The following is a 24,953-nucleotide window of genomic DNA, read 5'->3' on the forward strand; positions in this document are numbered from 1 at the left end:
ACCGTCATGCGGGCCATCGTCGCCGTCATCCTCCTCGCCGCGCTCGCCGCCCCGGCCTCGGCCCAGACCCTGTCGGCCACCGCCACGGCGCCCGCTTCGGCCTCCCTGGAGCCGATCACGGCGATCGCCAATCCCGGGCAGCTCAGCCTCGGCGGCACCTCCACCACCGGACCGTTCCCGACCCTCTCGGCCCAGTCCGGCGGGCTCCTGAATGCCGGTCAGCTCAGCCTCAGCGGCGCCGGTGGCGGCGGCGGCACCATCGCTGCCCCGTCCAGCGCAAGCCCCGGCGCTGGCCAGCTCGGCCTCGCCTCGGGCACGGGGATCACCGGCGGCGCCGGGGTCACGGGGTCGACCGGGGGCACGACCACGACCGGCGCGTCCGGGACCCAGAGCGGCTTCGGCCTCGGGTCGAATTCGACCCTCGGCTCGATCTCGGGGAGCAGCCTGTCGTCGAGCTTCGGGACGGCCAGCCTGGGGAGCGGCTCGACCTTCGCCACAGGCCTGAACACCGGTACCGGCCTGACCACGTCGCGGGTCTCCACATTCGGATCGTCCACCTTCGGCAGCGGCGCGGGCTTCGCCACGGGCCTGGGCACCAACGCTACCACGGCGTCATCGAGCGCGGGGACGACCGGAAGCGGGACCACGAACGCCGCCGAGGCCGCCGCCCTCGGAAATGCGGCCTCCGGCCTCGGGACTTTCGGAACCACCAGCGCGACCGGCGCCGCCGCGAGCGTCAACGCCGCCGCGAACGTCAACGCCGGCGTGACGGCATCCGGCGCGTCCGGTACGGCCTCGGGCGGAGCCGGGATCGCCGCCGCTTCGGGCGCCGCGGCGGGCCGGGATCTCGACCTGGTCCAATCGGCACGCACGGCTCAGGCCGGCGGGGGAGCGTCCGGCGGTGCTGGCATCAGCGGCGCGGGTGCCGCGCCCGGCCGGGTCGGCGACCTCTGCAGCGGTCCCCTCGCGGAGGCTTGCCTCGGCGGGGCCAACGCCTTCTGACCGGCCCGCCCCGGGAACCGCCGCTCCGGCGCGGCCGTTCATTCCGGACCGGCACCCGGGCTGGGACAGGAGACAGGGATAACCGTCATTCTGAGCCGCGTCTCGCTCGCGGCCGCTCTCGTTCTGAGTCTGTCGAGCGCGACCCTTGCGCGTCAAGCGGGCTCCCGTCCGCACGGGGCCGGGACCGCGTCGGGCCTGCACGGGATCGGCTTCAACGAGCAGAGATTCGGCGCCAACCTGCGGACCGGCAGAGACCAGCCCTATACCTGGCCGGTGAGCGACCGCTATCGTCCGATCTCGCAGCCTTATTACGGCCGCGCCTACTGAGGGCGGCGCATCGTCGGCCGGCGCAGATGCGCGTCGATTCTCACCGGGATCGGGACCAGGAGGGTGCGTGATGGCTGTGCGGAGCCGGCTCGTCCTCGCGATCCTGCCGCTCGCTTCCCTCGCGCGCCTGCCGGCCCAAGCCGGCGAGTTCGCTCAGGTGCCGCCGGCCCCGGGCATGGCCCTCACGCGTGCGGATCCCGGCATGGCGAACAGCGTTCCTGCGGGGCCGTCCGATCCGGCCGCGTCGCCGCTCTCGCCTCAGCTCGATCCCGGCAATGGCCGGCGCCTCGGGGGACCGGGCGGCGGGTTTCCGCCCCCCAAGGGACAGCTTCCGAACCAGCGCACCGGGTCACGGCACCAGCACGTGGTTCATGACATCTGCATCGGCTGTTGAACGCCGACGGCCGTCCTACTGCACGACCCGGGACAGGGTATTGGCCCGGATCCAGCGCGGCGAGAGGATGTCACCGGCTTCGGTGATGATCCAGGGCTGCGCATCCTCGGCCTCGATCGCCCGTGCGGCGACGGCGAGGGCCTCGCGCAGGGTCGCGAATGGCCGTCCCTGTGCCGATCGACCGGGCGCACGCTTCGGCCAGACCGTCAGTTCGGCACGTTTGTCGAGATCAGCGGGCGTCATGCTGTCGCTCCGGATGCTGCGCGGTTGAAACCCTCCTTAGCGCACCCGTGTGACGCGGATCTGGCGAACGTGTTGCCGATTCGTGTCGTCGCCACCACGGCGACGCAACCTGCAGATTTCACCCGACCAGCCGCTCGCAACGGGGCTCGGCTCAAATCTTATCTCGGCCGATCTCAATTTTTATTTGAGCAATGCGCGGAGGAAGTTTAATTCATTTGCGCTGAATGCATGGCGGGGTGGGCATTCGATTGTCGGGACCGCCTCTGACGAGACAGATATTCTTGCAGGACAATGCCGATCCTGCGTTATGTTGCAATGCGCCATCGTCATACCGCAGTGCACAAAAGTATGGTCTCTTAGGTCGTCGGTCGCCCCACGCGATCGACACGGAGACGCACCATGCGCACGATCTTCATCCTGGCGTCGGCCGCTCTCGCCTCGGCCGCCGTCTTCGCCGGCCCCGCCTCGGCCGAAGAGCCGTTGCACCTGACGCCGCCGCTCTACCGGGATCAGGCCCGGGGCGCCCAGCAGGCTCGCCCGATCACCGACCTGACGACAACGCCGCAGCCCGTGCGGGTGACGGCGAACCGCATGCGGACTGTTTCGACGGTGGAGCGGTCCATGGTCCAGGCCTCCGCCGCGCCTCTGCGCTGAGGCCCGGGAGCGGGGACGCGCCGCGGGGTTGCCTCCGCAACCGTCCGTGCGTGACTGCCTGACAGTGCACAAACGGCGCGCCGTTCATGGGCTGCCGCAGCGGGGGCCAGGCCCGATCCGTCGAGGCGTCCACGCCTGCTGATCCGGTTCGGTGCCCGGAGCCGTCGCCGCCATCTCGCACCCGTCGCGATATGGACCCAGCCGAGCGTATGGGACAGCCGTCGCCAGGAGCACGGCCCGTTCGGCCTGCCGGAGACCCAGCCGCAGAGCATCATCCGCCGAGCGGCCTATCTCTCCACGATCCTCCGTGACCACAGCCCGTCGCGCCGCGGCCGTCAGATCGCGGTCTCGCGACGGATGACGGCCTCCTCGCCGGTGCCCTTCTGCGACAGGCCGACATCCGGATCCTCATCCGTCATCGGCAGCGGCCTGTTCGAGGTTTCCCGCTCGCGCTCCTCGGGATCGGCCGGTGCCGGGTCGGGTGATCCGGGGCCGCTCTCCCGCGGCATGATCTCGTGAGCGTCCGTCATCCGAGGCCTCCCCGCCTCACGACAACGCGGCGACGCCCGCCCGGGTCCCGTACCCACAGGCATTCAAGACAGGATCGGGACCGCAGCCCTATATAGAGGTCAGGAGAGTGGGGAGAGCGTTGTGTTTACCGTCAAGGGGATCGACCCGTCCGGGCGCGTGATGACCTTCGCCTGCGGGACGGACGAGCAGGCCATGGAGAAGACCTGGGAACTGGCCCGGCGGGGGTTCCGCGAGATCATGGTCTCAGATCCGAAGGGCAAGGAGATGTCCGCCGCCGCCTTCGAACGGTCCCTGAACATCGACTGGGAATGAGGATCTTTCCCCGGCGTGGCCGTCAGTGCAGCTCGTAGCAGTTGGTGATGACGCGCGGCGTGCGCGTCACGTCGTAGAGAATCGAGCACTGGACGAGATACGTCCTGTCCCGCTTGCGAAACAGGATCAGGGACGAGCGGTTGTCGAAGGTCCCAGTATAGCCTGCGATTTCCCACCCCTCCGCGTTCAGCCGCTCGATGCTGAGCGGCTGCTCGGCGGCCGTACCCGTCGACATCCAGCCCAGACAGGCAGCGAGGTGCAGACCCCCGCGGAGGGGAACATGACGCATCGGATTCCGCCGGGCGGGGGCACGGGAGGTTTCTGACCCGCATGGGGCGTCCGTATGCGCCCCGGTCGGTCGGTGCGGCAGGCCTCTCACAGGCCCGGAACGTCGTCGATATCGGGGACCGATTCCCCGCTTGGCGGTGCCGGATCGTCCTCCGGGGCGGGCGGAAGCCGCGGGGGCGGCATCTCCCCGGTATTCGGCGGCATCGGCAGGCCCTGTGGCAGATCGGGATCGGGCAGCGCGTCGCCGTCAGGCGATCTCGGATCCGGCATGGTCCCTCCTCAGCCTTTCAAGCCGCCATCTCCACGGCGGTCGCAGGACAGGAACGGCCGATCGGCCCGTTGGTGCCGGGATGCGGCAGGGGCGACGGGGGCGCAGCCTGGGCGCCGTCAGACCGTTTCCAGTTCGCGCCGCAGGTCCAGCTTCTCCGGACGCACCGGATCGGTCATCTCGGTGGCGGCCCCGATCTCCTCTCGCTTGCGCCAGACCGCCCGGCAGATGAGGATCTCGTTGCGCGCATCGAGGCTGAGCACGAAGCGGTCAGGGACGATCTCCGCTTCCGGGAGGGCGATGCGAATACCCCCGGCAGACCGGTCGTAAACGATGCAGGGCAGGCTGCGGTGCTCGTCCACCGAGATACTGCCGATTTCATTCAGGAGCGTACGCGGAGCGCTGCGTCGTTCGAACATCGCGGCCTCATGAAAACTCATGGGCCAAGATCGGCGAAGCGCGTTCAGGAAGGCTCTTCGAAAAGCGTCGAATTGTCCGTTTCGACGCTCGGCTGTGTAGAGCGGAATTTTCCCAAGGCTCTAAGGCGTCCGCGGACCGGACATACCACTATAGAGTCGAGCGCTATCGTCCGGCGGGCGGCCTCCGCGATCCAGATTCGGCCCGGTACGGGCGTATCCCTACCCCGTGATCACCTCGACGAGGGTGGTCAGGAAGCCGAGGGCGACGGCGCCGATTCCGCTCATGAACGCCACGTCCCACCCGGCGAACTCTTTCGATCGGGGCGCGCGCATGAAGGCGAAGAGCGTCAGGGCGGCGCCGCACACGACGAGGGCGATGGCAATATAGACGGGTCGGGTCATGGCGCTTCCTCCTTCGCCGGTCCCGCGGCCCTTCAGGGCTCTTGTCCGGACGATGGAGACCAGCGTGATCAGTGTAGACTCATCCGTCGTCAAAACATGACAGACGAGGAGGCGGTGAACAAGAAGATAATCTGTTCTGCATTGCAGAACGGCGCGCCAGCCCGGGCTGAGATCTGATCTTCCGACGGGTCGCAGGCGGCGCGCGTCCTCTCGGACGCCTCGGATGCGCTCTCAGTCGACGAAGACGCGAACGCCGTCCGTATTGAGGATGTCGCGCTGATCGGCACACCATTGGTCGGCGCCGACCGAGGCGATCTCGTCCGCGACGCGCCGGCCCTCGGCCGCGATGGCCGTCTCGGCCCGATGGTGTCCCATCGCCGTTTCGAGGGCTCGCCGCGCCGTCCGGGACAGGCCGTCCGATACGGCGTCATCCACAGAATAGAGTGTCCGGCAATACAGCACGATCCCGGCCTGCGCGCCGACGATCCGTACCAGGCCGTCCAGCGTCGCGGCGCGCTTGGACGCCGTCGCGTCCGGGGCGTCCTCGGCGGACGCAGCGGGCAGTGGCGCTGCGGCGAGCAGGGCGGCGAGCAGCGCGCGTCTCATCCTCGGGCATTCCTTCTCGGTCCTGGACCGAACCGTCCATCCGGAACGTCACGGCGCCGAAGCGCTCAGGGGCGGCTGATCACTTTCTGGCGGCCATCAGGTCGTGGGCGAGCACGGTCAACTTGCCGATCAGGCTGCTGATATCCCCGCCCTTGCACGACCACTGCGTCCCGATCGCCTCGCCATCTGCCGAGACGGAGACGACCGCCACCGAGCGCAGCCGGCCTTCGCGGGCGAGCGCCAGCTGGTCCTGCAGGACGGCGATGATCGACGCGGTGTCCTCGTCGGCCACGGTGGGTGCGATATGCGCCGGGAAGGGCACCACCGAACTCGTTATCGTCTGCTCTCGCTTCATCGCACCGTATCCCTCGGTTCTCGTTCTCGGGATCCGGGGTGCGCAGACGCTTTGTGCAGAGTGTGGCAGCTTGTCCGTGACGAGCCATGTCGTCGAGGAGTGTTGCATCGCAGCAACGCTGACCCCGGCAGCCGGCCCTCCGATGCGGGACAGCTCCGGCCGCAGCCGTCACGCCGCGTCGGCCGGGCGGATGGGCCCCGTCGCGGCACCGTGGAGATGGTCGTCGACGGGGTTCCCAGGGTGCTCCGCGCTCAGGCGGCGCGGCGACCCTTGCGCTCGCGCTCGGCCATGGCGCCGGGCTGTCCGAGGCCGATCGCCTTGGCCAGGGCGGAGCGCTGCTCGGCGTAGCTCGGTGCGACCATCGGGTAATCGGCCGGCAGGCCGTAGCGGTCGCGGTAGCCGCGCGGGTCGAGCCCGTGGCTGGTCAGGTGGCGCTTGAGCGTCTTGTAGGTCTTGCCGTCGATGAAGCTGACGATCCCGTCGGGCCGGACCGACTTGCGGATCTGAGCCGCGCTCGGCCGGTCCGGATCGGCCTGCTGGGCGGCCGCCCCCGTCTCCGGCCGCAGGGTACCCGCGGCGAGGCCGGCGATGGCCCCATACACCCGGGCGATCAGGGCCGGCAGCTCCGCGGCGGGGACGGGATTGTTCGACACGTAGGCGGCGACGATGTCGCCCGCCAGCTCGATGAAGTTGGTAGTGGGCGCGGTGGTTTCTTCTGTCACTTCAAGATTCCTGGTCTGCCCCTCACAGGAGATCTGCTACTTTTAAACGCTGAATGCAAGTTATAAAACGGTTCTGGAGCCACCATCCCATGCATGATTGGCATGCCTGCTGCGGGAGGCGGGCGGGTAGTTTCGGCAATCGGCGCGGAGACCTTGCGTGTTGATCTCCGCGGCGCCGTCGACTGCGGGTGTGCATTCGCCGCATGAAACGCTCCAGCAACGAACCGAGGGTTTGCAGCTTCGGCGGTCGCAGCCCGTCGCGTTCCGAGCTGCCCGGCAGACGGGACCGGGCGACGCTTGCGTGATGACGCAGGGGCCGCGGCATGCCATGGGGCGACATGCTCTTGCTGGCTCTGATCGCGGCCCTGCTGGCCGTCCTGGTGATGATGATCGTCCTGCCGCGGTGGACCGGCCGGCTGGCTTCGCTCGCGACCCTGATCGCGGGGGCGATCATGGTCCTCTGGATGGCCCAGGCCGGGCTGCTCCCCGGCTCCACGGGGCCGCTGACCGCCGAGCGGCCCCTCGTTCCGGGCGTCGATCGGTAACGATCCGGTAATCCTGGCGCGGTCAGCATGAGCCATGCCCACGCTCTCCGCCCCGCGCCTCCTGACCTTTTTCGTGTCAGCCGTTCTGATCGGCCTCGCGATCGCCAGCCTATATACGCGGATCCCCATGGTCGGGCGCACGGTCGTGGCGCACCGGCAGTGGTTCTTCGTCGGCGCCTATGCCCTTCTGGCGCTCGGGGTCACGACGCGCGGCCTGTGAGGCGCGGGCCGCCGCCTCGGTTTCGACAGCTGCCCGCACCGAGGAGACCGGCATGACCCTGAAGACCACGTTCGTTGTGCAGCCCTTCGAACTGCACCGGAATCGCCTGCGGCCTGCGCGGCAGGAACCCGCGCAGAGCGAGTTCGGGGCGCTCAAGAAGGCGGAGGCGCTCGCCGCACGCCTGCCCGGCGCGGCCGCTCTGAAGGTGGTCGCCGATGACGAGACCGGCGAACTGGAGGGCGTGACGATCCTCGGCCAGTTCGGAGCCGTCCCGGAGGATTTCGCCGAGAGCCTGCTCGGCGGCTGATGTCCCCTGACAGGCGCCCGGTTCTCTCCATGCGACATGCGCGACGGCCGTTTTCGACGGCATCGAAACTACGTAGAAACAACGGAGATTGATCCTGCGGGCGAATGCGCTCGCTGACCCGGAACCCGTGCCACGCTATTTCATCGATCTCCATGACGGTGCCAATCTCGTTCGCGACCATGAGGGTTTCGACTTCGCCGACCTCGCCGCGGCGCGGGCGCAGGCTGTCCGGATGATGACCCGGCTGGCCCAGGGTCTGTCCGATCCGCGGGAGCGGCAGGACTATGTCATCGCGGTGCGCGACGCGCAGGGTGCGATCCGCCTGCGCCTGCGCCTGTCCTACGACATCGAGCATGGCTGAGCGCTCGCCGTCGACGTGGACGCCGGTTCGGCATCAGCGAGTGCGTCGGGTGTAAGCGCGATTTGATCGGCGCGGTCCGGGATAGCGCGGCCCCCGTCTGCGTTGACGCCCGACCGGCATGGGCGCTCGGCCGAGGAAACCCGATGGGACGGACGACAGGTGCGGTCGGATTTCTTGCCGCGATGCTGGCATTGCCCGTCACCATCGCCCCAGCGGTTGCGCAGACAGCGCCGCCACCTCAGGTCGGCTCCGCCGCGGCGACGCCGGACAATGCCATCCTGCTGACGGTTTTTCTGCGCCACGACCAGTCGCGCCCGCTGGCCGACCTGAACGCGCAACTCGCCAAACAGGGCTTCTACAAGGCCTTCCCGCCGCCCGGGATCGAGGTCGTTTCCTGGAACGTCGTGATGGGGATCGGGCAGATCATCACCCTGCGTCTGCCCGCCGCGCGGCTCCGCGAGGTCAATCGCGTCCTGGAGGACACCGCCTGGGGGGCGTACCGCACCGAGTTCTATCCCACCTACGATTACAAGTCCGTCGGGCTCGCGGAGCACGAGAAGGCGCACTGAGGCGTCCGGCTGCGATACGAACCCGTCCGGACGATCCAGGCGCCCTCAGCGTTGGCCGCTGTCGCTGTTGCGCTGCTTGCAGAGCCATCCGGCCAGGCAGGACGGTACGTCGGCGGATGGCTCGAAGGCCGGGGCGCCGGTTTCGTCCAGGCTGCACGATCCCGAATCCAGATGGACGGTCTCGTAGGCTGTCGCGCTCCGGGCGAGGATCACGGTGCGGCCCCGGGCGACGCGCTGCTGAAGCGCGGCGCAGGTCAGGGAGCGCGTATCGATCCGTTCCTGCGCCGCGGCACCGGTGGCGAGGACGGCCAGGAGAAGAACGCAGGCGAGACGGGTCATGGGTCCTTCCGGGCGTTGAAGGCTCCGCACCGAGGCCGGATATCGCGCGTAAATGTCGGATTTTTCCGGACGAGACCCGGTTTGCTCCGGTCGGACGGGGACCCTTATCCACCCGATCGGCCCAAGCCGACGATGCGACCACCGGACGCGCCGGGCGGGGCCTTACCCCGAAGGACCTCCGCCCGGTCCCGGACGCCGTGCGGCAAGGCCCCAATCCGGGGCTTCGGTTCGGGGGATGCGCCGGACGTCATCGTTCGGGGTTCGGCCGATGGTCCCCGGGCGCCGACATGGATCCGGGCAGGAGACGGGTGTCCCAGATGCAGGGGCGGCCGGTCCGCTTGGCCTCGTACATCGCCGCGTCGGCCCGCTCCGTCAGGCATGGCGCCCGGGTGGCATGGAGGGGGGCGCAGGCGATACCGATGGCGGCCGTGATGCGGACCCGCCGCCCCGCCCCGAGGTCGTAGGGCTGCGCCAGCCTGTCCTGGAGACGCAGGGCGAAGGTCAGGGCCGGCGCCGGATCGGTCCCGGCCAGGAGCACGCTGAACTCGTCGCCTCCGAGGCGGGCCGCCATGTCGGAGTCGCGGAGCTCCCCCTGCAGCCGCTCGGCCAGTCGCTGCAGCAGCGCGTCCCCCACCGCATGGCCGTAATCGTCATTCACCGGCTTGAAGCCGTCGAGATCGAGGCAGAGCAGGGCGCAGCTCTCACCGCTGGAGCTCCCCAGGGCCCGGTCGAGCCGGGCCGCGAACAGGGAGCGGTTCGGCAACCCGGTGAGCGGATCGTGCTGGGCCATGTAGCGCAGGCGTGTCTCCGTGCGGCGGCGCTCGGTCACGTCCTCGCACAGGGCCGCCCAGCCACCCCCGGATTGCGGCTGGACCGTGATCGCGATCTGGCGCCCGTCCGGCAGGGTCTGAAGCGCGGAGCCGGACCCGCCCTGCACGACGGAGCGCCGACGCGCGGCCCAGAGATCGGCAGGATCCTGACCCGCGCGCCGATCCCCGACAAGGCTCAGCGCGCTCACGTCCCGGGCCTGCAGGCCGGGCCTGACGCGCCGGGATGGGCCGCCGAAGAGGCGCCTGTAGCCGGCGCTGACGAACAGCAGGCGATCGGCGGCGTCGAACAGGCACAGGCCGTGCGGCAGGCTGTCGAGGGCGCCGATAAGGCCGGGCCCGAGGCAGGGGCTGCGACCGGGCCTCCGGCGTCGGCAGCTGCCGACCGGCCGTCCGCCACGCCCGATCAGCCGCGCCGCATCGTCCTCCGATCGCGCCGTCATCCCGGTCCCCTCGTGTCCCGCCGTCGCCCGCCCTGCGGCGGCCGACTGAAATCCGGATGGAAACTGATCCCCGAGGTATCTAGAATGGGATTCCTTTCGCCAACCTTGACGATGCGGTGCGACCTTCAACGATAGAGGTTGATTTCGCGGATCACGCGACAATCCCGTGCAGGTGTTCAATACGCCGGACTTGGTATCAATACACCGTTTAGACGTCAAAAGATTCAATAAAACGCCGTTTTTAGAATGTTTTCGCGATAATATCTCCGCGAAAACAGCATATCACGACTGCCTCGACAGTCGAAGCCCGGGGGCTTGGCAGCCGCCGAGGGCGGATCAGGGGGCGTCCTGCACGCCGTGATGCCCGTCCAGAACCGTGTCGCTGGTCGGGACGGCCTCGGCCACCGCCTGAGCCCGGCGGATGTCCGGGGCGGTCGCCTCCTCCCGGAAGGCCGCCACCGCCTCCGAGAGCGGCAGCGTGCGGGTCTGCTGGCTGCCGAGCCGGCGGATCGAGACCGTCCGCTCCTCGGCCTCGCGCTTGCCCAGCGCCAGGAGCACCGGCACCTTGGCCAGCGAGTGCTCCCGCACCTTGTAGTTGATCTTCTCGTTGCGCAGATCCGCCTCGACCCGCAGGCCGGCGCGATCCAGGGCGCGGATCACCTCATGGGCGTAGGCATCGGCCTCCCCGGTGATCGTGGCCACCACCACCTGCACCGGCGCCAGCCAGAGGGGGAAATGCCCGGCGAAATGCTCGATCAGGATGCCGGTGAACCGCTCCATCGAGCCGCAGATCGCCCGGTGCACCATCACGGGCGGCTTCCGCGCGCCGTCGGCGTCGATGTAGAAGGCGCCGAACCGCTCGGGCAGGTTGAAGTCCACCTGGGTGGTGCCGCATTGCCAGTCGCGGCCGATGGCGTCGCGCAGGACGTACTCGAATTTGGGCCCGTAGAACGCGCCCTCCCCCGGATTGACCTCCGTGCGGATCCGGCCCGCCGATTGTTCTTCGATCTGCGCCAGCACCCGGGTCATCACGTCCTCGGCGTGGTCCCAGAGGGCGTCCGAGCCGACGCGCTTCTCGGGCCGGGTCGAGAGCTTCACGACGATCTGGTCGAAGCCGAAATCGGCGTAGGTCGAGAGGATCAGGTCGTTGATCTTGAGGCACTCGTCGGCGAGCTGGTCCTCGGTGCAGAACACGTGGGCATCGTCCTGCGTGAAGCCGCGCACCCGCATCAGCCCGTGCATGGCGCCCGAGGGCTCGTAGCGGTGGACCACGCCGAACTCGGCCATGCGCAACGGCAGGTCGCGGTAGGACTTCAACCCATGCTTGAAGATCTGCACGTGGCCCGGGCAGTTCATCGGCTTGAGGGCGAACCAGCGCTTGTCCTCGGCCTCCTCGCCGGCCGACTGCGCGGCGAACATGTTCTCCCGGTACCAGCCCCAGTGGCCGGAGGTCTCCCACAGGGACTTGTCGAGGATCTGCGGGGCGTTGACCTCGGCGTAGTCGCCGCGCAGGCGCCGGCGCATGTAGGCGATCAGCGCCTGGAAGATCGTCCAGCCCTTGGCGTGCCAGAAGACGACGCCCGGCCCCTCCTCCTGGAAGTGGAACAGGTCCATCTCGCGCCCGAGGCGGCGGTGGTCCCGGCGTTCGGCCTCCTCCAGACGGTGCAGGTAGCCGTCGAGATCGGCCTGGGCGGCCCAGGCGGTGCCGTAGATGCGAGTCAGCATCGGGTTGTTCGAATCACCCCGCCAATAGGCGCCCGCGACCTTCATCAGCTTGAAGGCGGTGCCGACCTTGGCCGTCGAGGTCATGTGCGGACCGCGGCAGAGGTCGAACCACTCGCCCTGCCGGTAGATCTTCAGATCCTCGCCGGGGGGAATGGCGTCGACCAGCTCGACCTTGAACTTTTCCTGCTTGCCCTCGAACAGCGCGCGCACGTCCGCGCGCGTCCAGATTTCTTTCGTGAAGGGTGCATCGCGCGCAATGATCTCGCGCATCTTCGCCTCGATGGCCGGGAAATCGTCGGGCGTGAACGGGGTCTCGCGATAGAAATCGTAGTAGAAGCCGTTCTCGATCACCGGGCCGATCGTCACCTGCGTGTCCGGCCAGAGGCTCTGGACGGCCTCGGCGAGGACGTGGGCGCAATCGTGGCGGATCAACTCCAGGCTGCGCGGGTCGGTGCGGTCGAGGAACTCGATGCGGGCATCGTGGGCGATCGGATCGTCGAGGTCGGCGACCGTGCCGTCGAGCGCCATGGCGACGGTGCGCTTGGCCAGCGACTTGGCGATGCCCTCGACCACGGCGCGACCGGTGGTGCCGGCGGCGATCTCCCGGGTGTTGCCATCTGGGAAGGTGAGAATCGGCATGGATCAAACGTCTCCGGGCTCAGTCCTGCATACGCGGCAGGTAAGCGGTTTCAGGGGAGCGGCCGTGTAGACCGATTTTTTGGGCGTGGGAACAACGGTGCGGCACATCCCTGCGCGCCGGTGCCTGCCCGAGCCTGTCCTCCAGATGCGCATCATCGTCCCCGCGCGCCTGCGGCGCCGGGGGCTTGGCCCAAGAAGCAACACGCGGGACGCGGGACGCCGCGGGAACCCAGGTGGTGAGAGAACGCGCGGGATCCGATCCCCGCGGCGCCCGCGGCATCGACCGGGCGTGGGCCCCGGCCGGTGCCGTCTTTCTCGTCGCGGTGCTTTTCAGCGCGCCCGATCCTGCGACGTCTCTGCAGACGGTCTCGGACGAGGTGCACGCACCTCCGGAACCCGCAGTGAGTCTGTGGCCTTCCAGCCGTTTGCCCGTCTCGTAATGGACGGGTCCGCAGGTCCCTTGGGGTCGGCCCAGAGGAGGGTCGGCGCGGGGGCATTTCCTCAGCCCCGCCGGGTTGGCCCGGTGTTTCTCCGCCCGGATCCGAGACACGCCCCGTATCGGTCACGCCGCCCGGGGCGATGGCGGCTGAGAGCCACCGACGCGGGCACCGCCCCGTCCCCGGACCCGCCCGGTCAGCCACCGGGCGGGCCCCGAAGGACGGACCGGGATCGCTCCCGGACCGCCGCGGACAGGTGTCGGCTAATGAGCACAGAATAGGAACATTGTCAAGGGCGGGCGTGCTGCGCGCATTCCCTCCCCCCTCTGCGGGGGAGGGTGGCCCCGGCGTCAGCAGGGGTCGGGTGAGGGGAGCCCGGGTTCAGGACAGGGCACGGCCTTCACGGCGGGCGTAGCCTCGTTCTGCACCGTCGCTCCCCTCTCCCGACCCCCTTCGGGGGCCACCCTCCCCCGCAGAGGGGGGAGGGAGATCCGGCGGAGTTGGCTCTTTATCCATTGAGGACGCGTGATCATCGTAGACCGCGCGTGCGAGAGCGCGCGGGAGTACGTGCGTCCCGTCGAACAGGTGCAGCAGAGCCCCCCTCACCCCGCGCGCTGGAGCCGGCTCGCGAAGAACCCGTCGAGACCGCCGCGGGCGCCCGGCACCTCGGCGAAATGGCACGGCAGGGTCCGCAGATCGCCGTTCGCGTCGATCAGCCCGGTGGCGCCGCCGACCTCCTCGGGTCGCACCGGAACACGCGTGAACCGGGGTTCGCGGGCCAGGAAGGCCGCGACCTGCGCCTCACCCTCCTCCGGCTCCAGCGAGCAGGTGCAGTAGACGAGAGACCCGCCCGGCCGCACCAGTCCGGCCGCGTGGTCGAGGAGCCGGGCCTGGAGCGCGGCGAGGCGGCCGATATCGGACTCCGCCTTGGTCCAGGCCACGTCCGGGTGCCGCCGGATCGTGCCGGTGGCCGAGCAGGGTGCGTCGAGCAGCACCGCATCGTGGTCCTGCGGCTCCAGGGCGAGGGCATCGGCGACCGCGATCTCGACGTCGAGGCCGAGGCGCGCGACGTTCTCGCGCAGCCGCTCCAGCCGGGGCGCGGAGCGGTCGACGGCGGTGACGTGCGCCCCCGCGGCGGCGAGCTGCAGGGTTTTGCCGCCGGGCGCCGCGCAGAGGTCGAGCACCCGGATGCCGGGACGCGGTGCCAGCAGCCGCGCCGGGAGCGCGGCGGCGGCGTCCTGGACCCACCATGCGCCCTCCTGGAATCCGGGGAGGTCGGGGATCGCCGGGCCGTTCTCGGCCAGGCGCAGGGAGCCGGTCGGCAGCGTCACGGCGCCGAGCCGCCCGGCCCACTCGGCGGGCTCGCCCCGTGGCGTCAGATCGATGGCGGCCCCCGCGAGATGGGCGCGCGCGATCGCCGCGGCACGCTCCGGCCCGTAGGCCGCGACCCAGCGCCGGGCGAGCCAGTCCGGCGTGTTGACCGCCAGCGCGTCCGCGCCCGCGGCCAGGATCGCGTCGCGCTCCCGGGCGATCCGGCGCAGAACGGCGTTCACGAGGCCGGCGAGGTGGGCGGTGCGGGTGTCCCCCTTGGCGAGCCGCACGGCGAGGTCGACGGCCGCGTGGTCGGGCACGGCGAGATCAAGGATCTGGGCGCTCGCGGTGGCCAGCAAAGCCGTGAGCTGCGGTTTGGCCGTGGGCAGCCCCTGCTCCAGCCGCGCCGCGAGGGCGGTGCGGATCAGCCCGTAGCGCCGGAAGGTCGCCACCGCGATGGCCCGTGCCAGCCCGGCATCGGCCGGCGCCAGCGCTTCCGCGCGGATCGCCTGGGCCAGGGCATCATCCAGCGCGGGCGCCCGCTCCTGCCCGATCAGGGCCGCGACCGCCTGCATCGCCGCGCGTCGCGCGCCTAAACCCGCCGTGTCCGGACCGGTCGTGCCCGTCGAAGCGCCGTCCCGCGTGTTGCGGCCCATGTCCCGCGATGCCACTTCTGCTCCAGATCCGAAATCTCTCGGACCCATGCCCTCACACCCGAGCGAGCGCGATGCAAGACTCGATGCAAGACGCGAAGGGACACGACGTGAACGCACAGGATACGAACGCCGGCGCGGCCGAGCCCCGCCGGCTCAGCCCGGCGGCGGAGCGCGCCCTGGCCGAGGCGGCGGCGCGCCGGGCGGCCATCGATGCCCGCGCCGCGGCGATCAGCGCCACGCCCGAGCGCAAGGGCCGCGGCGGCCTGGAGCCGGTGCGCTATGACGATTGGGAGGTGAAGGGGCTCGCGGTCGATTTTTGAGGCTCCGCAGTCGGTCATTCCCGGCCGCTCCCGATCGCCGATCCCGGGACACGGGGCGGCGGTCCGGGATGCCATGAGGCGTCGGGCCGCGCATGCGGTTCCGCGGACGCTCGGAACGGGGCTGCCCGGTGCCCGTTCCCCTGCCTCACCGGCAGGAGACGACACGATGGCGACGAAGGTATCGGCCCGGAGCGCGGCCGCGGGGCCGCACGGCGAGATCACCCTGGCCCGGGGCGAGCGGCTGGGCATGCGCATGTGGCGGGCCGAGGAGCCCAACGCCGACAAGCCGATGACCACCTCCCCCCACGAGACCGTGGGGTACGTCGTCAGCGGCCGGGCGGAGCTGGTGGTCGGGGGCGAGACCGTGGCGCTCGCCGCCGGCGACTCGTATTGCGTGCCGGCGGGCGCCGAGCACACCTATCGGATCCTGGAGACCTTCACGGCCGTGGAGGCGACGGCACCGCCCGCCGGCTGAGGGCGATCGACCCTCATCGGGTCATATAGACCTGCGCGCCCACATCGACGCGTCCGTATAGGTCGACCACGTCCTGATTGAACATCCGGATGCAGCCGTAGGACGCGTAGGTGCCCACCGAACTCGGGCGGTTGGTGCCGTGGATGGCATATTCGCCGCCGGCCAGCGTCATCGCGGCGGCACCCATCGGGTTGTGCGGCGAGCCGCCGGCGATCAGGCTCGGCAGGCGCGGGTTGTCGCGCTTCACCTCGGCCGGGGGCGACCAGGCCGGGGCGACGTATTTGCCGTCTATGGATGCGGTCCCGAACCATTGCTTGCCGGGCTTGCCCACCGCCACGGGGTAGCGGATCGCCGTCCCGTCGCCGGTCACCAGATAGAGCTTGCGCTGCGAGACGCTGATCACGATCGAGCCCGGGGCGACCCCGTTCTGAAAGGGTACGACCTCGCGGGCCTGCGCCGCACCGAAGCAACCGGCCAGCATCACGCCGGCCAAACCGAATAGAGCCGCGACCCGACCTGGCATCTTCGTGATCCTCGACAAGCCAATATCCCTGCGGCCGAGTAAGTCACGGCCGAGCTTGCCGTTCCAGGAAAAGCTATGGTTGATGCGGGACTGCGCCCCGAAACCCGCGGTCACGGTAAAGCAGCAACGTAAATCGTCCGGTGACGGGACGGGCAAGACTTACCGTCTGGCCGGTGCGTCGGCTCAGCGCTCGAACAGGATGCGGCCCCGGGCGTCCTCGGCTTGCCAGCCGTGGCGCTCCAGTTCCGGGTCGCGATGCTCCTCCACCGGATGGCCGACGCACAGATAGGCGACGAGCCGCCACGTGTCCGGCACCGCCAGGATCGCCGTCACGGAAGCGGGTTCCAGGATCGAGACCCAGCCGACGCCGAGCCCCCGCGCCCGGGCGGCCAGCCAGAAGCACTGCACCGCCCCGACCACCGAATAGGCCAGGGTCTCCGGCATGCTGGCCCGGCCGAGGCCGAGGCCGGTCTCGGTCGCCAGATCGCAGAAGGCGGCGAGATGCACCGGCGCCTCCCGCAGGCCGGCGAGCTTCAGGGCCCGGTACTCCGCCGCGCGCACGGCATCGTAGGCCGCCGCCGCCGCCGCATTGCAGCGGGTGAAGCTCTCGGTGACGGCCGCGCGACGCCCGGGATCCGAGACCCGCACGAACCGCCAGGGCCGGCTGTTGCCGACGGAGGGGGCCCTGTGCGCCGCCGCCAGACAGGCCTGCAGCTGGTCCGCGCCGACCGGATCCGCGCGAAAACGGCGCACGTCCCGGCGCCACGCGAACAGCGCGTCGAGGTCGTGCACGAAGGCGTCGTCGAAGGCGGGCGGCCCCATGATGGGCGTGGCATACCCGCATCCCGGAACGAACCGAAACGAAAAAAGGCCGCCCGGGTGGGCGGCCTGAAGTCTTGGGTCTCGAAACCTCGGAGTGCCGGGTCCTGGGATCCCGATCGGCGACCGATGGCTGGGGAGCTGGGTCGCGGGCGCCGGAGGGGCGGGGCTCGGCGAGGTTCAGTCGATGTTGTGCCCGTGCAACGCGGCCCGCGAAAGGCGCGAATTGGGCAGAACCATGTTTTTTGTCGCTTGGGTGTGTCTTCGGTGACACGGGGTCTGCCGGACCACCCTTGCGGGCCGCTGCCGCGAGGCCCATCATCCGGCAAAGGACCGACGACGCGGGAGCGATGATGACCGAGAGGACGGGCGCCGGGCCGAGGCCCGACGAGGCGGCGGGACACGTCATCCCCTTTCCAGCCCGCGCGGCTCCTCTGCAGATCGCCTTCAATCGGGATGAGCTGCGCGTGATCTTCAACCTGTACGGCAGGCAGGTCGCGGCCGGCGAGTGGCGCGACTATGCCCTCGACTTCCGCCCCGACAAGGCGGTGTTCTCGATCTACCGCCGCGCTTCCGAGATGCCGCTCTACCGGATCGAGAAGGACCCACGGCTCGCCCGCCGTCAGGGCGCCTACGCGGTGATCGCGGCGAGCGGCCAGATCCTGAAGCGCGGGACCGAACTCGCCCGGGTGATCGCCGTTCTGGAGCCGGCGCCCCGGGCGGTCTGACCAAATTGCGTCAGGCCAGGCTCATCCGGCGAAGGGTCGCGGCGATCTCGGCCCGGACCTCCGGCGGCAGCGGCCGGATCGGGCGCGGCGGCTCGGCGCGGCAGAGGCCGAGGAGATCGGCCAGGACGTAGACGACGCGCAGGCTGGAATGCGCCCGGAACAGCGCCCAGAGCGGTTCGAGCTCCGCGTTCAGGGCGCGGGCCCGCGCCGCGTCGCCCGCCTCGACGGCCTGGACGATCGCCAGGCAGGTCCGGGGGAACAGGCCGCCCGCCACGCTGAACCACGCGGTGCCGCCGGCGATCAGCGACTCGGTCACGTTCCAGTCGCCGCTGAACCCGATCGGAAAACCCTCCGGGACCGCGCTGCGCAGGGCCGCGACGCCGGTCGCAGCGGCGGCCGGCTCGGGTGCCGGGCACTTGGCAGCCACCACTCCGGACAGGCGCGCGATCCGGCCGATCAGGTCCGGTGAGAAACAGAAATGCGTGGTGGCCGGATTGTCGTAGATGACGAGGGGCAGGCCGCCCTCCCCCGCCACGGCCGCGAAATGCGCGAAAACCTCGTCGTCCGTCAGGGGCGTGTAGGAGACGGGGGCGAGCAGGCCCGCCGCCGCGCCGGCCGCGCGCGCATCCTGCGCCAGTTCGATCGCCTCGTCGGTGCGCAGCGCGCTGATCCCGACCAGGAGCGGCACGCGATCACCCACGGCCTCGGCGGCGATGGTCACCGCCCGGCGACGCTCCGCGCGGGTCAGATAGGCGTAGGTCCCGGTGCTGCCCAGCAGTCCGATCGAACCGACGCCAGCCGCCGCCAGGGGCTCCAGCAGCCGGCGCAGGCCCACGGCGTCGACGTGGCCGGCAGCGTCGCTCGGGGTGATCGGGAAGGCCGAGAGGCCGGAGAGTTTTTCGCGCATCACGGAGAGATAGCGGGATCCCGCGATCCGGGCGCGCAAAAAGAAACCCCGGCGGTTTACCGCCGGGGTTTCCTCCGTCCGCGGTTCTGGTGAGGCTTAGCGGCGGTCGCCAATCAGGCTCAGCAGGAACTGGAACATGTTGATGAAATCGAGATAGAGGGTCAGGGCGCCGTTGACCGACATCTTGGCCGCCATCTCACCGTCGAAGCCGCCGTAGAGATACATCTCCTTGAGCTTCTGCGTGTCGTAGGCGGTCAGCCCCGCGAAAATCAGCACGCCCAGCACCGAGACGGCAAACTGGAGGGCCGAGGACGCGAAGAAGATGTTCACCAGCGACGCCAGGATGATGCCGATCAGGCCCATCATCAGGAACGAGCCCATCCCCGAGAGGCTGCGCTTGGTGGTGTAGCCCCAAAGGCTGAGCGAGCCGAAGGCCGCCGCCGTGATGAAGAACACCTGGACGACGCTCCCCCCGGTGAAGACCAGGAGCAGCGAGGACATCGAGGCGCCCATCACCGCCGCGAAGCCCCAGAACATCGACCGGGCCGAGGAGGCCGACATCCGGTCCATCTTCATCGAGAAGACGAAGATGAAGGCCAGGGGGGCGAGCATCAGGACCCACTTGAGCGGGCTCTGGTAGAGGGTCTGGCCGAACGGGGTCAGGATCGGGCGCGTGCCCTGATAGGCGGCGACCGAGGCCATGTTCAGGCCGAGGGCGACGAGACCGGAGATCCCGAGGCCCACGACCATGTTGTTGTAGACGCCGAGCATGAAGGCACGCAGGCCCTGATCGACCTCGACCTGGGTGCCGGCATAGCCGGCCGGCCGCTGCTGGGCGCCGTACCGGAAGGGGCTATTCTCAAATGCCATGGGAGTTTCCTTGCGGAGGCTCTCTCAGCGTGGTGTTTCGGGCGAGGCCCACGCAGGACCTCTGGCGCCGGACTGGCGCCTCGGACAGGAATATGTTGCGGCCGCGTCGCCGGCACAAGTGCCCGGCCACGGTTGCCGGACCGGTTTTCCGTGTCCGAACCATGTATTTTTGTCCATCTGGCCCGGGATTAAAATGCTTTCCGGCCCCGCGGCCGCGCGTTCGACTGCGGGTTGCCGCGCCCCCGTGATGAGGAAGGCTTCGCGCAAAGTCTTAACGGCTTCCTTATGCCACGCGCGAACACGGCCATCTCTGGTTGCGCGCGGTGATTCTCGCGCGGCACGATCACCGTGCGCAAGCGCGGCACGCGGCCTGTTCGGCCCGGAATCCTGGGTTTCCAAAGGGCTTCAGCCCTTTGGCTGGTTCTCTGGGCCGCGCCCTGAGGCGTTCTCCAGGGCTCTGCCCTGGACCCGCGAAAGGTCTCGACCTTTCGAAACCATGACGCGATGCGCACGACCGCGCACGTCCGTCGATCGGGCACTCAGATCTGCCGCAGATACGGTGCCGGCTTCTGCCCCAGGATCCGCCACGTGCCGAGGAGCCCGAGCAGGATCGCGAGCGCCACCGCGGCGAGCGCCGCCACCAGCGCCCCGGAGAGGTCCAGCCGGAAGTCGAGGTGCATCACCTTGGCGACGATCACCCAGCCGGCGAGCGTGCCGGCGGCGAGGCCGAACAGGGCCGTGGCGAATCCCAGGGCCGCGTACTCGATCGCGTAGGCCGAGAGCAGGCGGGACCGGCTCGCCCCCAGCACCTTGAGCACGACGGCGTCGTAGAGCCGCGCCCGGTGCCCGGCCGCGATGGCGCCGGCCAGCACGAACAGGCTCGCCAGGACCGCGACGGCGCTCGCCCCGCGGATCGCCAGGACCAGCCGGCCGACGAGGTCGCCGATCGCGTCGAGGGCGTCCTTCACCCGCACGGCGCTCACCGACGGGAAGGTTTTGGCGACATCGCGCAGGATGTGGTTCTCGGCCCCCGCATCGACGCCCCCGGGCAGCGTGAGCGTGGCGAGGTCCGAGTGCGGCGCCCCGCGGAAGGTGCCGGGCGAGAACACCATCACGAAGTTGATGCCGAGGTTGCGCCACTCCACCCGGCGCAGGTTGAAGATCGTCGCGGTGAGGTCGCGGCCGAGCACGTTCACCGTGACAGTGTCGCCGAGCTTGAGGCCGAGCTGGCGGGCGAGGTCGGTCTCGAAGGAGACGAGCGGCTTGGTGCCCTGCTCGGCGCTCCACCACGCGCCGTCGGTGAGGCTCGAACCCTCCGGCACCGTATCGGCGTAGGTGATGCCCCGGTCGCCGTCGAGCACCCAGGCGGCGTCCTCCGGCGGGCGGATCTTGCTCGCCGGCACGCCGTTCAGGGCGACGATCCGGCCGCGCATCATCGGCACGTCCTCGATCTTCCCGTTGGGGGCCGCGCGGGCCAGGAACTCCCGGAACGCGCCGGCGTCGCGGGACGGGATGTCGAGGAAGAACAGGTTCGGCGCCCGGGCCGGCAGGGTCGCGCTGATCGTGCGGCGGACATTGGCGTCGATCAGGCTGAGGGTGACGAGCAGCGTCACCCCGAGCCCGAGCGACAGGACGATGGCGGGCGTCAGCGCCCCGGGGCGGTGGAGGTTGGCGAGCGCCATCCGGGGCGCGGGCCAGCGCGGATGCGGCAGGCGGCGGGCCGCCGCCATCAGGCCGAGGGCCACGACGTGCAGCAGGCCGAAGGCGATGGCGGCGGCCGCGATGAAGATCAGCGCCACGCGCCGGTCGAAGGCGGTCGCCACCGACAGGCCGACCAGGGCCGCGAGGCTTAGGCCCAGCCAAATCCGGTAGCGCCAGCGCGTGCGCACCCGGGCCGGGTCGACCGTATCGCGGAACAGGCCCGAGACCGGCACGTCGTGGGCGCGGCCCAGAGGCGTGATCGCGAAGGCGAAGGCGGTGATCAGCCCATAGGCGGCGGCGAGGGCCAGCTCCCCCGGGGCGAGGGTCGGGTTGAGCGGCAGCGGCAGGTCGGCCGAGAACAGCGCGTCGAGGAGGAAGGGCAGGCTCGCGCCGATGACGAGACCGATCAGCGTGCCGAGGCCGGCGATCAGCATCACCTGGGTCAGGTAGAGGGCGACCACCTGCGAGCCCGGGGCGCCGACGCTCTTGAGGGTCGCGATCGAGGGGCGCTTGCGCTCCACGAAGGCGTGCACGGCGTTGCCGACGCCGACGCCGCCGACGATCAGCGCGGTGAGCCCCACCAGGGTCAGGAACTGGGTGAACCGTTCGATGCTCTTGGAAAAGCGCGGGTCGGCATTGGTGCGGGACCGGATCTCCCATCCCGCCTCCGGCGTCGCCGCACGGATCCGGCCCTGCGCGGTGTCAAGGTCAGCATCCGACGCGCCGGGGGGCAGGAGGATCCGGTAGCTCCAGCGGTTGAGGCTGCCGGGCTGCACGAGGCCGGTGGCACGCAGCGTCGGCTCGGCAATCATCAGCCGCGGCCCGAAGCCGATACCGCCGGCGATCTTGTCCGGCTCGGACACGATGGTGCCGCGGATCGCGACCGGATGACCGGCCAGCGCGATCCGATCGCCGACCTTGACGGCGAGGCGCGTGAGCAGGGCCGAATCGGCAAGCGCCCCCGGCACGCCGTCCCGCTCGGCCAGCAGGTCCGTCAGCCGGCCCGGTGGATCGGTGACGAGCTCGCCCGCGGCCGGATAGGTGGCGGGGTCGACGGCCTTCAGTTCGACGAGGGCCGCGTCGCCGTTCGCCGCCGCCATCGCGCGCAGGGAGGCGACCACGTCGAGGCGGCCCTCCCGGGCCAGGGCCTGCCGCTCCGGGTCGGTCGCCTCGCGGTTGATGAGGTTGTAGGCGAGATCGCCCCCGAGGATCCGGCGGCCCTCCCGGCCGAGACCGTCCGAGAGCGAGCGCGAGATCGAGGCGACCCCGGCGATCGCCGCGACGCCGAGGGCGATGCAGGCGAGGAACACCCCAAACCCGCTGAGGCCGCCGCGCGATTCGCGCAAGGCCAGGCGCAGGGTGAGCGGGATGCGGCGGGGATTGTTGGGCTGGGGACGGGAAATGGTACCGTGCATGGCGCTATACCGAGCCGGGATGCCGCGCACCCCCTCCTCCTTCTGCGGGGGCGGGTGGCCCCTGCGTCAGCCGGGGTCGGGTCGGGACGTAGTCCCACAAGAGGGGAACCCGGCATCCGGACGGGCCGCAGCCTTCATGACGGCGACTGCCCCGTCCTGCACCGTCGCTCCCCCCTCCCGACCCGCTTCGCGGGCCATCCTCCCCCGCAGAGGGGGGAGGGAATGCGCACAGACCGTCGCGCTCGAATGCCGTCATCACGCCGTCACCGCCTCCTCGATCCGCCCCGAGCGCAGGCGCACGGTGCGGTCGCACAGGCGGGCGAGGCCATTGTCGTGGGTGACCAGAACCAGCGTCGCGCCGCGGTCACGCTTCAGCCGGAACAGGAGATCGACGATCTGGCGGCCGGTGGATTCGTCGAGGTTGCCCGTGGGTTCGTCGGCCACCAGGATCGCCGGATCGGGGGCGATCGCCCGGGCGATGGCCACGCGCTGCTGCTCGCCGCCAGAGAGCTGCGCCGGGTAATGGTGCAGCCGGTGCCCGAGGCCGACAGCCTCCAGCTCGGCGCGGGCCCGGTCCAGGGCGCCGGGCCGGTCGGCGAGTTCGAGCGGCAGCGCCACGTTCTCCAGGGCCGTCATGGTCGGCACGAGGTGGAAGGCCTGGAACACGATGCCGATGCGCCGGCCCCGGAAGCGGGCGAGCCCGTCCTCGTCGAGGCGGACGAGGTCGGTCTCCTCGATGATCACGCCGCCGGAATCCGGCCGCTCGAGGCCGGCCATCACCATCAGCAGCGTCGATTTGCCCGAGCCGGACGGGCCGACGAGACCCACCGCCTCGCCGCGGCCGACGGTCAGCGAGATGCCGCGCAGGACATGGACCCGGGCAGCGCCCCGGCCCAGGCTGAGATCGATGTCGGACAGCGCGATCGCCGGCTCGCGGAGCACCTTGCCTTGGCTCACGGGCGAGCCGATCTGTGGGCGATGACGAGCATGGCGCGCGAGGTCCTCGGTTGGCTTCGATCTTGGCTGCACGGGCCGCGGATGCACCGCGATATGGGTTCCGCATTGGGGCCACGCCATGACGGCGCCGCTGTGTTCCGCCGCACACCCCTGTTTGCCGCAGCGCTAGCCCTCGTCATGGTCCCTTTCATGACAGCCGCCCGGGCGGCCCCGGGCGGACCGGTCAGGCTCGTCGCCCTCGGCGACAGCCTCACCGCCGGCTACAGGCTGCCGGCCGACGCCGCGTTCCCCACCGTGCTGGAGCGCCTGCTCAAGGCCGGGGGCGCGGACGTGACCGTGGCCAATGCCGGCGTCTCCGGCGACACCGCCACCGGCGGCCTCGACCGCGTCGACTGGTCGGTGCCGGATGGGACCGCCGGGGTGATCCTCGAACTCGGCGCCAACGACATGCTGCGCGGCACCGATCCGAAGGTGACCGAGGCGGCCCTGGCGGCGATCATCGAGCGGCTGAAGGCGCGGGGGATCCCGGTGCTGCTCGCCGGGATGCAGGCCGCGCCCAATCTCGGGCCGGACTACAAGGCGCGGTTCGACGCGATCTACCCGATGCTTGCCAAGCGCTACGACCTGACCCTCTACCCGTTCTTCCTGGATGGGATCATCGGCGACCCGGCGCAGCACCTTGACGACGGGCTCCACCCGAACCGCCAGGGGGTCGAGACGATCGCGGCGCACATCCTGCCCACGGTGGAGAAGTTTTTGGGGGGCCTCCGGCAGGGGGCGTCGCGGTAGTGCCGCGCCTGTTCACCGGCCTCGCCGTGCCGCCAGCGGTCGCCGAGGCGCTGAAGATCCATCAGGGCGGCCTGCCCGGCGCCCGCTGGATCGCGCCGGGCGACTTCCACGTGACCCTGCGCTTCATTGGCGATGTCGAATCGACGGTGGCCGAGGAGGTCCTGGAGGCGCTCTCCGAGATGCGGGCGCGCCCTCCCCTCACGGTGACGCTCGCCGGCCTCGGCCTGTTCGGCGGCGACAAGCCGCGGGCGCTCTACGCCGCGGTGAGCCCGGATGCGGCGCTGACCGATCTCCAGGCCGAGCAGGAGCGTCTGGTCCGCCGGGCTGGCGTCGAACCGGAACGGCGCAAGTTCACCCCGCACGTGACCCTGGCGCGGCTCCGGCGCGACGCGACCCCGGAGGCCGCCGCGATGTACCTCTCGCAGGCGCCGGTCTTCGCACCGCTGACGTTCGCGGTGGACCGGGTGATACTGTTCTCGGCGCGGGACTCGACCGGGGGCGGGCCGTATCTGGCGGAGGCGGAATTTCCGTTCGCGTAGGTGGCAAG

General features: G+C 70.4%; 33 protein-coding genes. 14 read left to right on the forward strand and 19 right to left on the reverse strand.

All coding sequences use genetic code 11. The annotated features are described in order from the left end of the window. Positions 1-6: 6 nt before the first annotated feature. Together AC3IF1_RS21935 and AC3IF1_RS21940 are read left to right on the forward strand one after the other, a co-directional pair. Positions 7-1,002: a hypothetical protein gene (locus AC3IF1_RS21935; RefSeq protein ID WP_489219338.1), complete on the forward strand. Its 996-nt coding sequence runs from the start codon at positions 7-9 to the stop codon at positions 1,000-1,002. Between the two features lie 397 nt (positions 1,003-1,399). Next, positions 1,400-1,723, forward strand: a complete 324-nt coding sequence (locus AC3IF1_RS21940; RefSeq protein ID WP_489219339.1) for a hypothetical protein — start codon at positions 1,400-1,402, stop codon at positions 1,721-1,723. A 15-nt stretch (positions 1,724-1,738) separates the two neighbouring features. Here AC3IF1_RS21940 and AC3IF1_RS21945 read toward each other — a convergent pair whose 3' ends face one another. Continuing rightward, positions 1,739-1,966, reverse strand: coding sequence for a hypothetical protein (locus AC3IF1_RS21945; RefSeq protein WP_243970364.1), 228 nt, complete (start codon positions 1,964-1,966; stop codon positions 1,739-1,741). Positions 1,967-2,365: 399 nt separating this feature from the next. Between AC3IF1_RS21945 and AC3IF1_RS21950 the strand changes: the two genes are divergently transcribed. Beyond that, positions 2,366-2,620 (forward strand): hypothetical protein, encoded by a 255-nt coding sequence (locus tag AC3IF1_RS21950; protein ID WP_243970362.1) that lies wholly within the window; start codon positions 2,366-2,368, stop codon positions 2,618-2,620. A gap of 335 nt (positions 2,621-2,955) precedes the next feature. Here the strand turns inward: AC3IF1_RS21950 and AC3IF1_RS21955 are convergent, their stop codons facing one another. Continuing rightward, positions 2,956-3,150: a hypothetical protein gene (locus tag AC3IF1_RS21955; RefSeq protein WP_243970360.1), complete on the reverse strand. Its 195-nt coding sequence runs from the start codon at positions 3,148-3,150 to the stop codon at positions 2,956-2,958. A gap of 121 nt (positions 3,151-3,271) precedes the next feature. Between AC3IF1_RS21955 and AC3IF1_RS21960 the strand changes: the two genes are divergently transcribed. Then, positions 3,272-3,463 (forward strand): hypothetical protein, encoded by a 192-nt coding sequence (locus AC3IF1_RS21960; RefSeq protein WP_243970358.1) that lies wholly within the window; start codon positions 3,272-3,274, stop codon positions 3,461-3,463. 22 nt (positions 3,464-3,485) lie between these two features. Here AC3IF1_RS21960 and AC3IF1_RS21965 read toward each other — a convergent pair whose 3' ends face one another. From AC3IF1_RS21965 to AC3IF1_RS21995, 7 genes are all read right to left on the reverse strand, one after another. Then, entirely contained in the window at positions 3,486-3,698 is a 213-nt protein-coding gene (locus AC3IF1_RS21965) for a hypothetical protein (RefSeq protein WP_489219340.1), read from the reverse strand. A 140-nt stretch (positions 3,699-3,838) separates the two neighbouring features. Next, positions 3,839-4,021 carry a hypothetical protein gene (locus AC3IF1_RS21970; RefSeq protein ID WP_489219341.1) on the reverse strand — a complete coding sequence of 61 codons (183 nt, stop codon included), beginning with the start codon at positions 4,019-4,021 and terminating at the stop codon, positions 3,839-3,841. 117 nt (positions 4,022-4,138) lie between these two features. After that, positions 4,139-4,459 carry a PilZ domain-containing protein gene (locus AC3IF1_RS21975; protein ID WP_489219342.1) on the reverse strand — a complete coding sequence of 107 codons (321 nt, stop codon included), beginning with the start codon at positions 4,457-4,459 and terminating at the stop codon, positions 4,139-4,141. 198 nt (positions 4,460-4,657) lie between these two features. After that, positions 4,658-4,840 carry a hypothetical protein gene (locus tag AC3IF1_RS21980; protein ID WP_243970352.1) on the reverse strand — a complete coding sequence of 61 codons (183 nt, stop codon included), beginning with the start codon at positions 4,838-4,840 and terminating at the stop codon, positions 4,658-4,660. 231 nt (positions 4,841-5,071) lie between these two features. Beyond that, entirely contained in the window at positions 5,072-5,446 is a 375-nt protein-coding gene (locus tag AC3IF1_RS21985; RefSeq protein ID WP_489219343.1) for a hypothetical protein, read from the reverse strand. Between the two features lie 79 nt (positions 5,447-5,525). Further along, a complete protein-coding gene (locus tag AC3IF1_RS21990; protein WP_489219344.1) occupies positions 5,526-5,801 on the reverse strand; it encodes a hypothetical protein in 276 nt (91 codons plus the stop codon). A gap of 251 nt (positions 5,802-6,052) precedes the next feature. After that, positions 6,053-6,523, reverse strand: coding sequence for a Ros/MucR family transcriptional regulator (locus AC3IF1_RS21995; protein WP_489219345.1), 471 nt, complete (start codon positions 6,521-6,523; stop codon positions 6,053-6,055). A gap of 323 nt (positions 6,524-6,846) precedes the next feature. Between AC3IF1_RS21995 and AC3IF1_RS22000 the strand changes: the two genes are divergently transcribed. From AC3IF1_RS22000 to AC3IF1_RS22020, 5 genes are all read left to right on the forward strand, one after another. Next, on the forward strand, positions 6,847-7,068 hold the full coding sequence (locus AC3IF1_RS22000) for a hypothetical protein (RefSeq protein WP_489219346.1): 222 nt from the start codon (positions 6,847-6,849) through the stop codon (positions 7,066-7,068). A 34-nt stretch (positions 7,069-7,102) separates the two neighbouring features. Next, positions 7,103-7,288 carry a hypothetical protein gene (locus AC3IF1_RS22005; protein ID WP_243968121.1) on the forward strand — a complete coding sequence of 62 codons (186 nt, stop codon included), beginning with the start codon at positions 7,103-7,105 and terminating at the stop codon, positions 7,286-7,288. Between the two features lie 52 nt (positions 7,289-7,340). Continuing rightward, a complete protein-coding gene (locus tag AC3IF1_RS22010) occupies positions 7,341-7,595 on the forward strand; it encodes a hypothetical protein (protein WP_243968119.1) in 255 nt (84 codons plus the stop codon). Between the two features lie 127 nt (positions 7,596-7,722). Next, positions 7,723-7,956: a DUF6894 family protein gene (locus AC3IF1_RS22015; protein WP_243968117.1), complete on the forward strand. Its 234-nt coding sequence runs from the start codon at positions 7,723-7,725 to the stop codon at positions 7,954-7,956. 182 nt (positions 7,957-8,138) lie between these two features. Further along, the gene (locus AC3IF1_RS22020) at positions 8,139-8,525 is read left to right on the forward strand and encodes a hypothetical protein (protein ID WP_489219347.1); all 387 of its coding nucleotides are present in this window, start codon (positions 8,139-8,141) and stop codon (positions 8,523-8,525) included. A 45-nt stretch (positions 8,526-8,570) separates the two neighbouring features. On the opposite strand, the gene AC3IF1_RS22025 is transcribed toward AC3IF1_RS22020, so the two are convergent. The 4 genes from AC3IF1_RS22025 to AC3IF1_RS22040 form a co-directional block, all read right to left on the reverse strand. Next, positions 8,571-8,864 (reverse strand): hypothetical protein, encoded by a 294-nt coding sequence (locus AC3IF1_RS22025; protein ID WP_489219348.1) that lies wholly within the window; start codon positions 8,862-8,864, stop codon positions 8,571-8,573. Positions 8,865-9,111: 247 nt separating this feature from the next. Then, a complete protein-coding gene (locus AC3IF1_RS22030; protein WP_489219349.1) occupies positions 9,112-10,134 on the reverse strand; it encodes a diguanylate cyclase in 1,023 nt (340 codons plus the stop codon). Between the two features lie 336 nt (positions 10,135-10,470). Then, complete coding sequence (gene thrS, locus AC3IF1_RS22035; protein ID WP_243968111.1) at positions 10,471-12,498, reverse strand: threonine--tRNA ligase; 2,028 nt, start codon at positions 12,496-12,498, stop codon at positions 10,471-10,473. 1,039 nt (positions 12,499-13,537) lie between these two features. Next, positions 13,538-14,902, reverse strand: coding sequence for an RsmB/NOP family class I SAM-dependent RNA methyltransferase (locus tag AC3IF1_RS22040; RefSeq protein ID WP_489220437.1), 1,365 nt, complete (start codon positions 14,900-14,902; stop codon positions 13,538-13,540). A gap of 83 nt (positions 14,903-14,985) precedes the next feature. On the opposite strand from AC3IF1_RS22040, the gene AC3IF1_RS22045 reads away from it, so the two are divergent. Both AC3IF1_RS22045 and AC3IF1_RS22050 read left to right on the forward strand, forming a co-directional pair. Then, positions 14,986-15,222 (forward strand): DUF1674 domain-containing protein, encoded by a 237-nt coding sequence (locus AC3IF1_RS22045; protein ID WP_489219351.1) that lies wholly within the window; start codon positions 14,986-14,988, stop codon positions 15,220-15,222. 166 nt (positions 15,223-15,388) lie between these two features. Next, a complete protein-coding gene (locus AC3IF1_RS22050) occupies positions 15,389-15,697 on the forward strand; it encodes a cupin domain-containing protein (RefSeq protein WP_243968109.1) in 309 nt (102 codons plus the stop codon). Between the two features lie 13 nt (positions 15,698-15,710). Here the strand turns inward: AC3IF1_RS22050 and AC3IF1_RS22055 are convergent, their stop codons facing one another. Together AC3IF1_RS22055 and bluB are read right to left on the reverse strand one after the other, a co-directional pair. Then, positions 15,711-16,220 carry a L,D-transpeptidase gene (locus tag AC3IF1_RS22055; protein ID WP_489219352.1) on the reverse strand — a complete coding sequence of 170 codons (510 nt, stop codon included), beginning with the start codon at positions 16,218-16,220 and terminating at the stop codon, positions 15,711-15,713. Positions 16,221-16,403: 183 nt separating this feature from the next. Next, positions 16,404-17,042, reverse strand: coding sequence for a 5,6-dimethylbenzimidazole synthase (bluB, locus tag AC3IF1_RS22060; RefSeq protein WP_489219354.1), 639 nt, complete (start codon positions 17,040-17,042; stop codon positions 16,404-16,406). 350 nt (positions 17,043-17,392) lie between these two features. Here bluB and AC3IF1_RS22065 point away from each other — a divergent pair, with 350 nt between their 5' ends. Further along, positions 17,393-17,767 (forward strand): DUF2794 domain-containing protein, encoded by a 375-nt coding sequence (locus AC3IF1_RS22065; protein WP_489219355.1) that lies wholly within the window; start codon positions 17,393-17,395, stop codon positions 17,765-17,767. A 10-nt stretch (positions 17,768-17,777) separates the two neighbouring features. On the opposite strand, the gene AC3IF1_RS22070 is transcribed toward AC3IF1_RS22065, so the two are convergent. The 4 genes from AC3IF1_RS22070 to AC3IF1_RS22085 form a co-directional block, all read right to left on the reverse strand. Beyond that, entirely contained in the window at positions 17,778-18,674 is an 897-nt protein-coding gene (locus AC3IF1_RS22070) for a dihydrodipicolinate synthase family protein (protein WP_489220438.1), read from the reverse strand. Positions 18,675-18,770: 96 nt separating this feature from the next. Further along, the gene (locus AC3IF1_RS22075) at positions 18,771-19,544 is read right to left on the reverse strand and encodes a Bax inhibitor-1/YccA family protein (RefSeq protein WP_489219356.1); all 774 of its coding nucleotides are present in this window, start codon (positions 19,542-19,544) and stop codon (positions 18,771-18,773) included. A 539-nt stretch (positions 19,545-20,083) separates the two neighbouring features. Continuing rightward, positions 20,084-22,660, reverse strand: coding sequence for an ABC transporter permease (locus AC3IF1_RS22080; protein ID WP_489219357.1), 2,577 nt, complete (start codon positions 22,658-22,660; stop codon positions 20,084-20,086). Positions 22,661-22,915: 255 nt separating this feature from the next. Continuing rightward, positions 22,916-23,617, reverse strand: a complete 702-nt coding sequence (locus AC3IF1_RS22085; protein WP_489219358.1) for an ABC transporter ATP-binding protein — start codon at positions 23,615-23,617, stop codon at positions 22,916-22,918. 189 nt (positions 23,618-23,806) lie between these two features. Between AC3IF1_RS22085 and AC3IF1_RS22090 the strand changes: the two genes are divergently transcribed. Together AC3IF1_RS22090 and thpR are read left to right on the forward strand one after the other, a co-directional pair. After that, positions 23,807-24,406: an arylesterase gene (locus AC3IF1_RS22090; protein WP_489219359.1), complete on the forward strand. Its 600-nt coding sequence runs from the start codon at positions 23,807-23,809 to the stop codon at positions 24,404-24,406. Next, complete coding sequence (thpR, locus tag AC3IF1_RS22095) at positions 24,406-24,945, forward strand: RNA 2',3'-cyclic phosphodiesterase (protein WP_489219360.1); 540 nt, start codon at positions 24,406-24,408, stop codon at positions 24,943-24,945. The genes AC3IF1_RS22090 and thpR overlap by 1 nt, the downstream gene beginning before the upstream one ends. Positions 24,946-24,953: the final 8 nt, after the last annotated feature.

It is taken from the genome of Methylobacterium sp. E-012 (assembly GCF_057836545.1).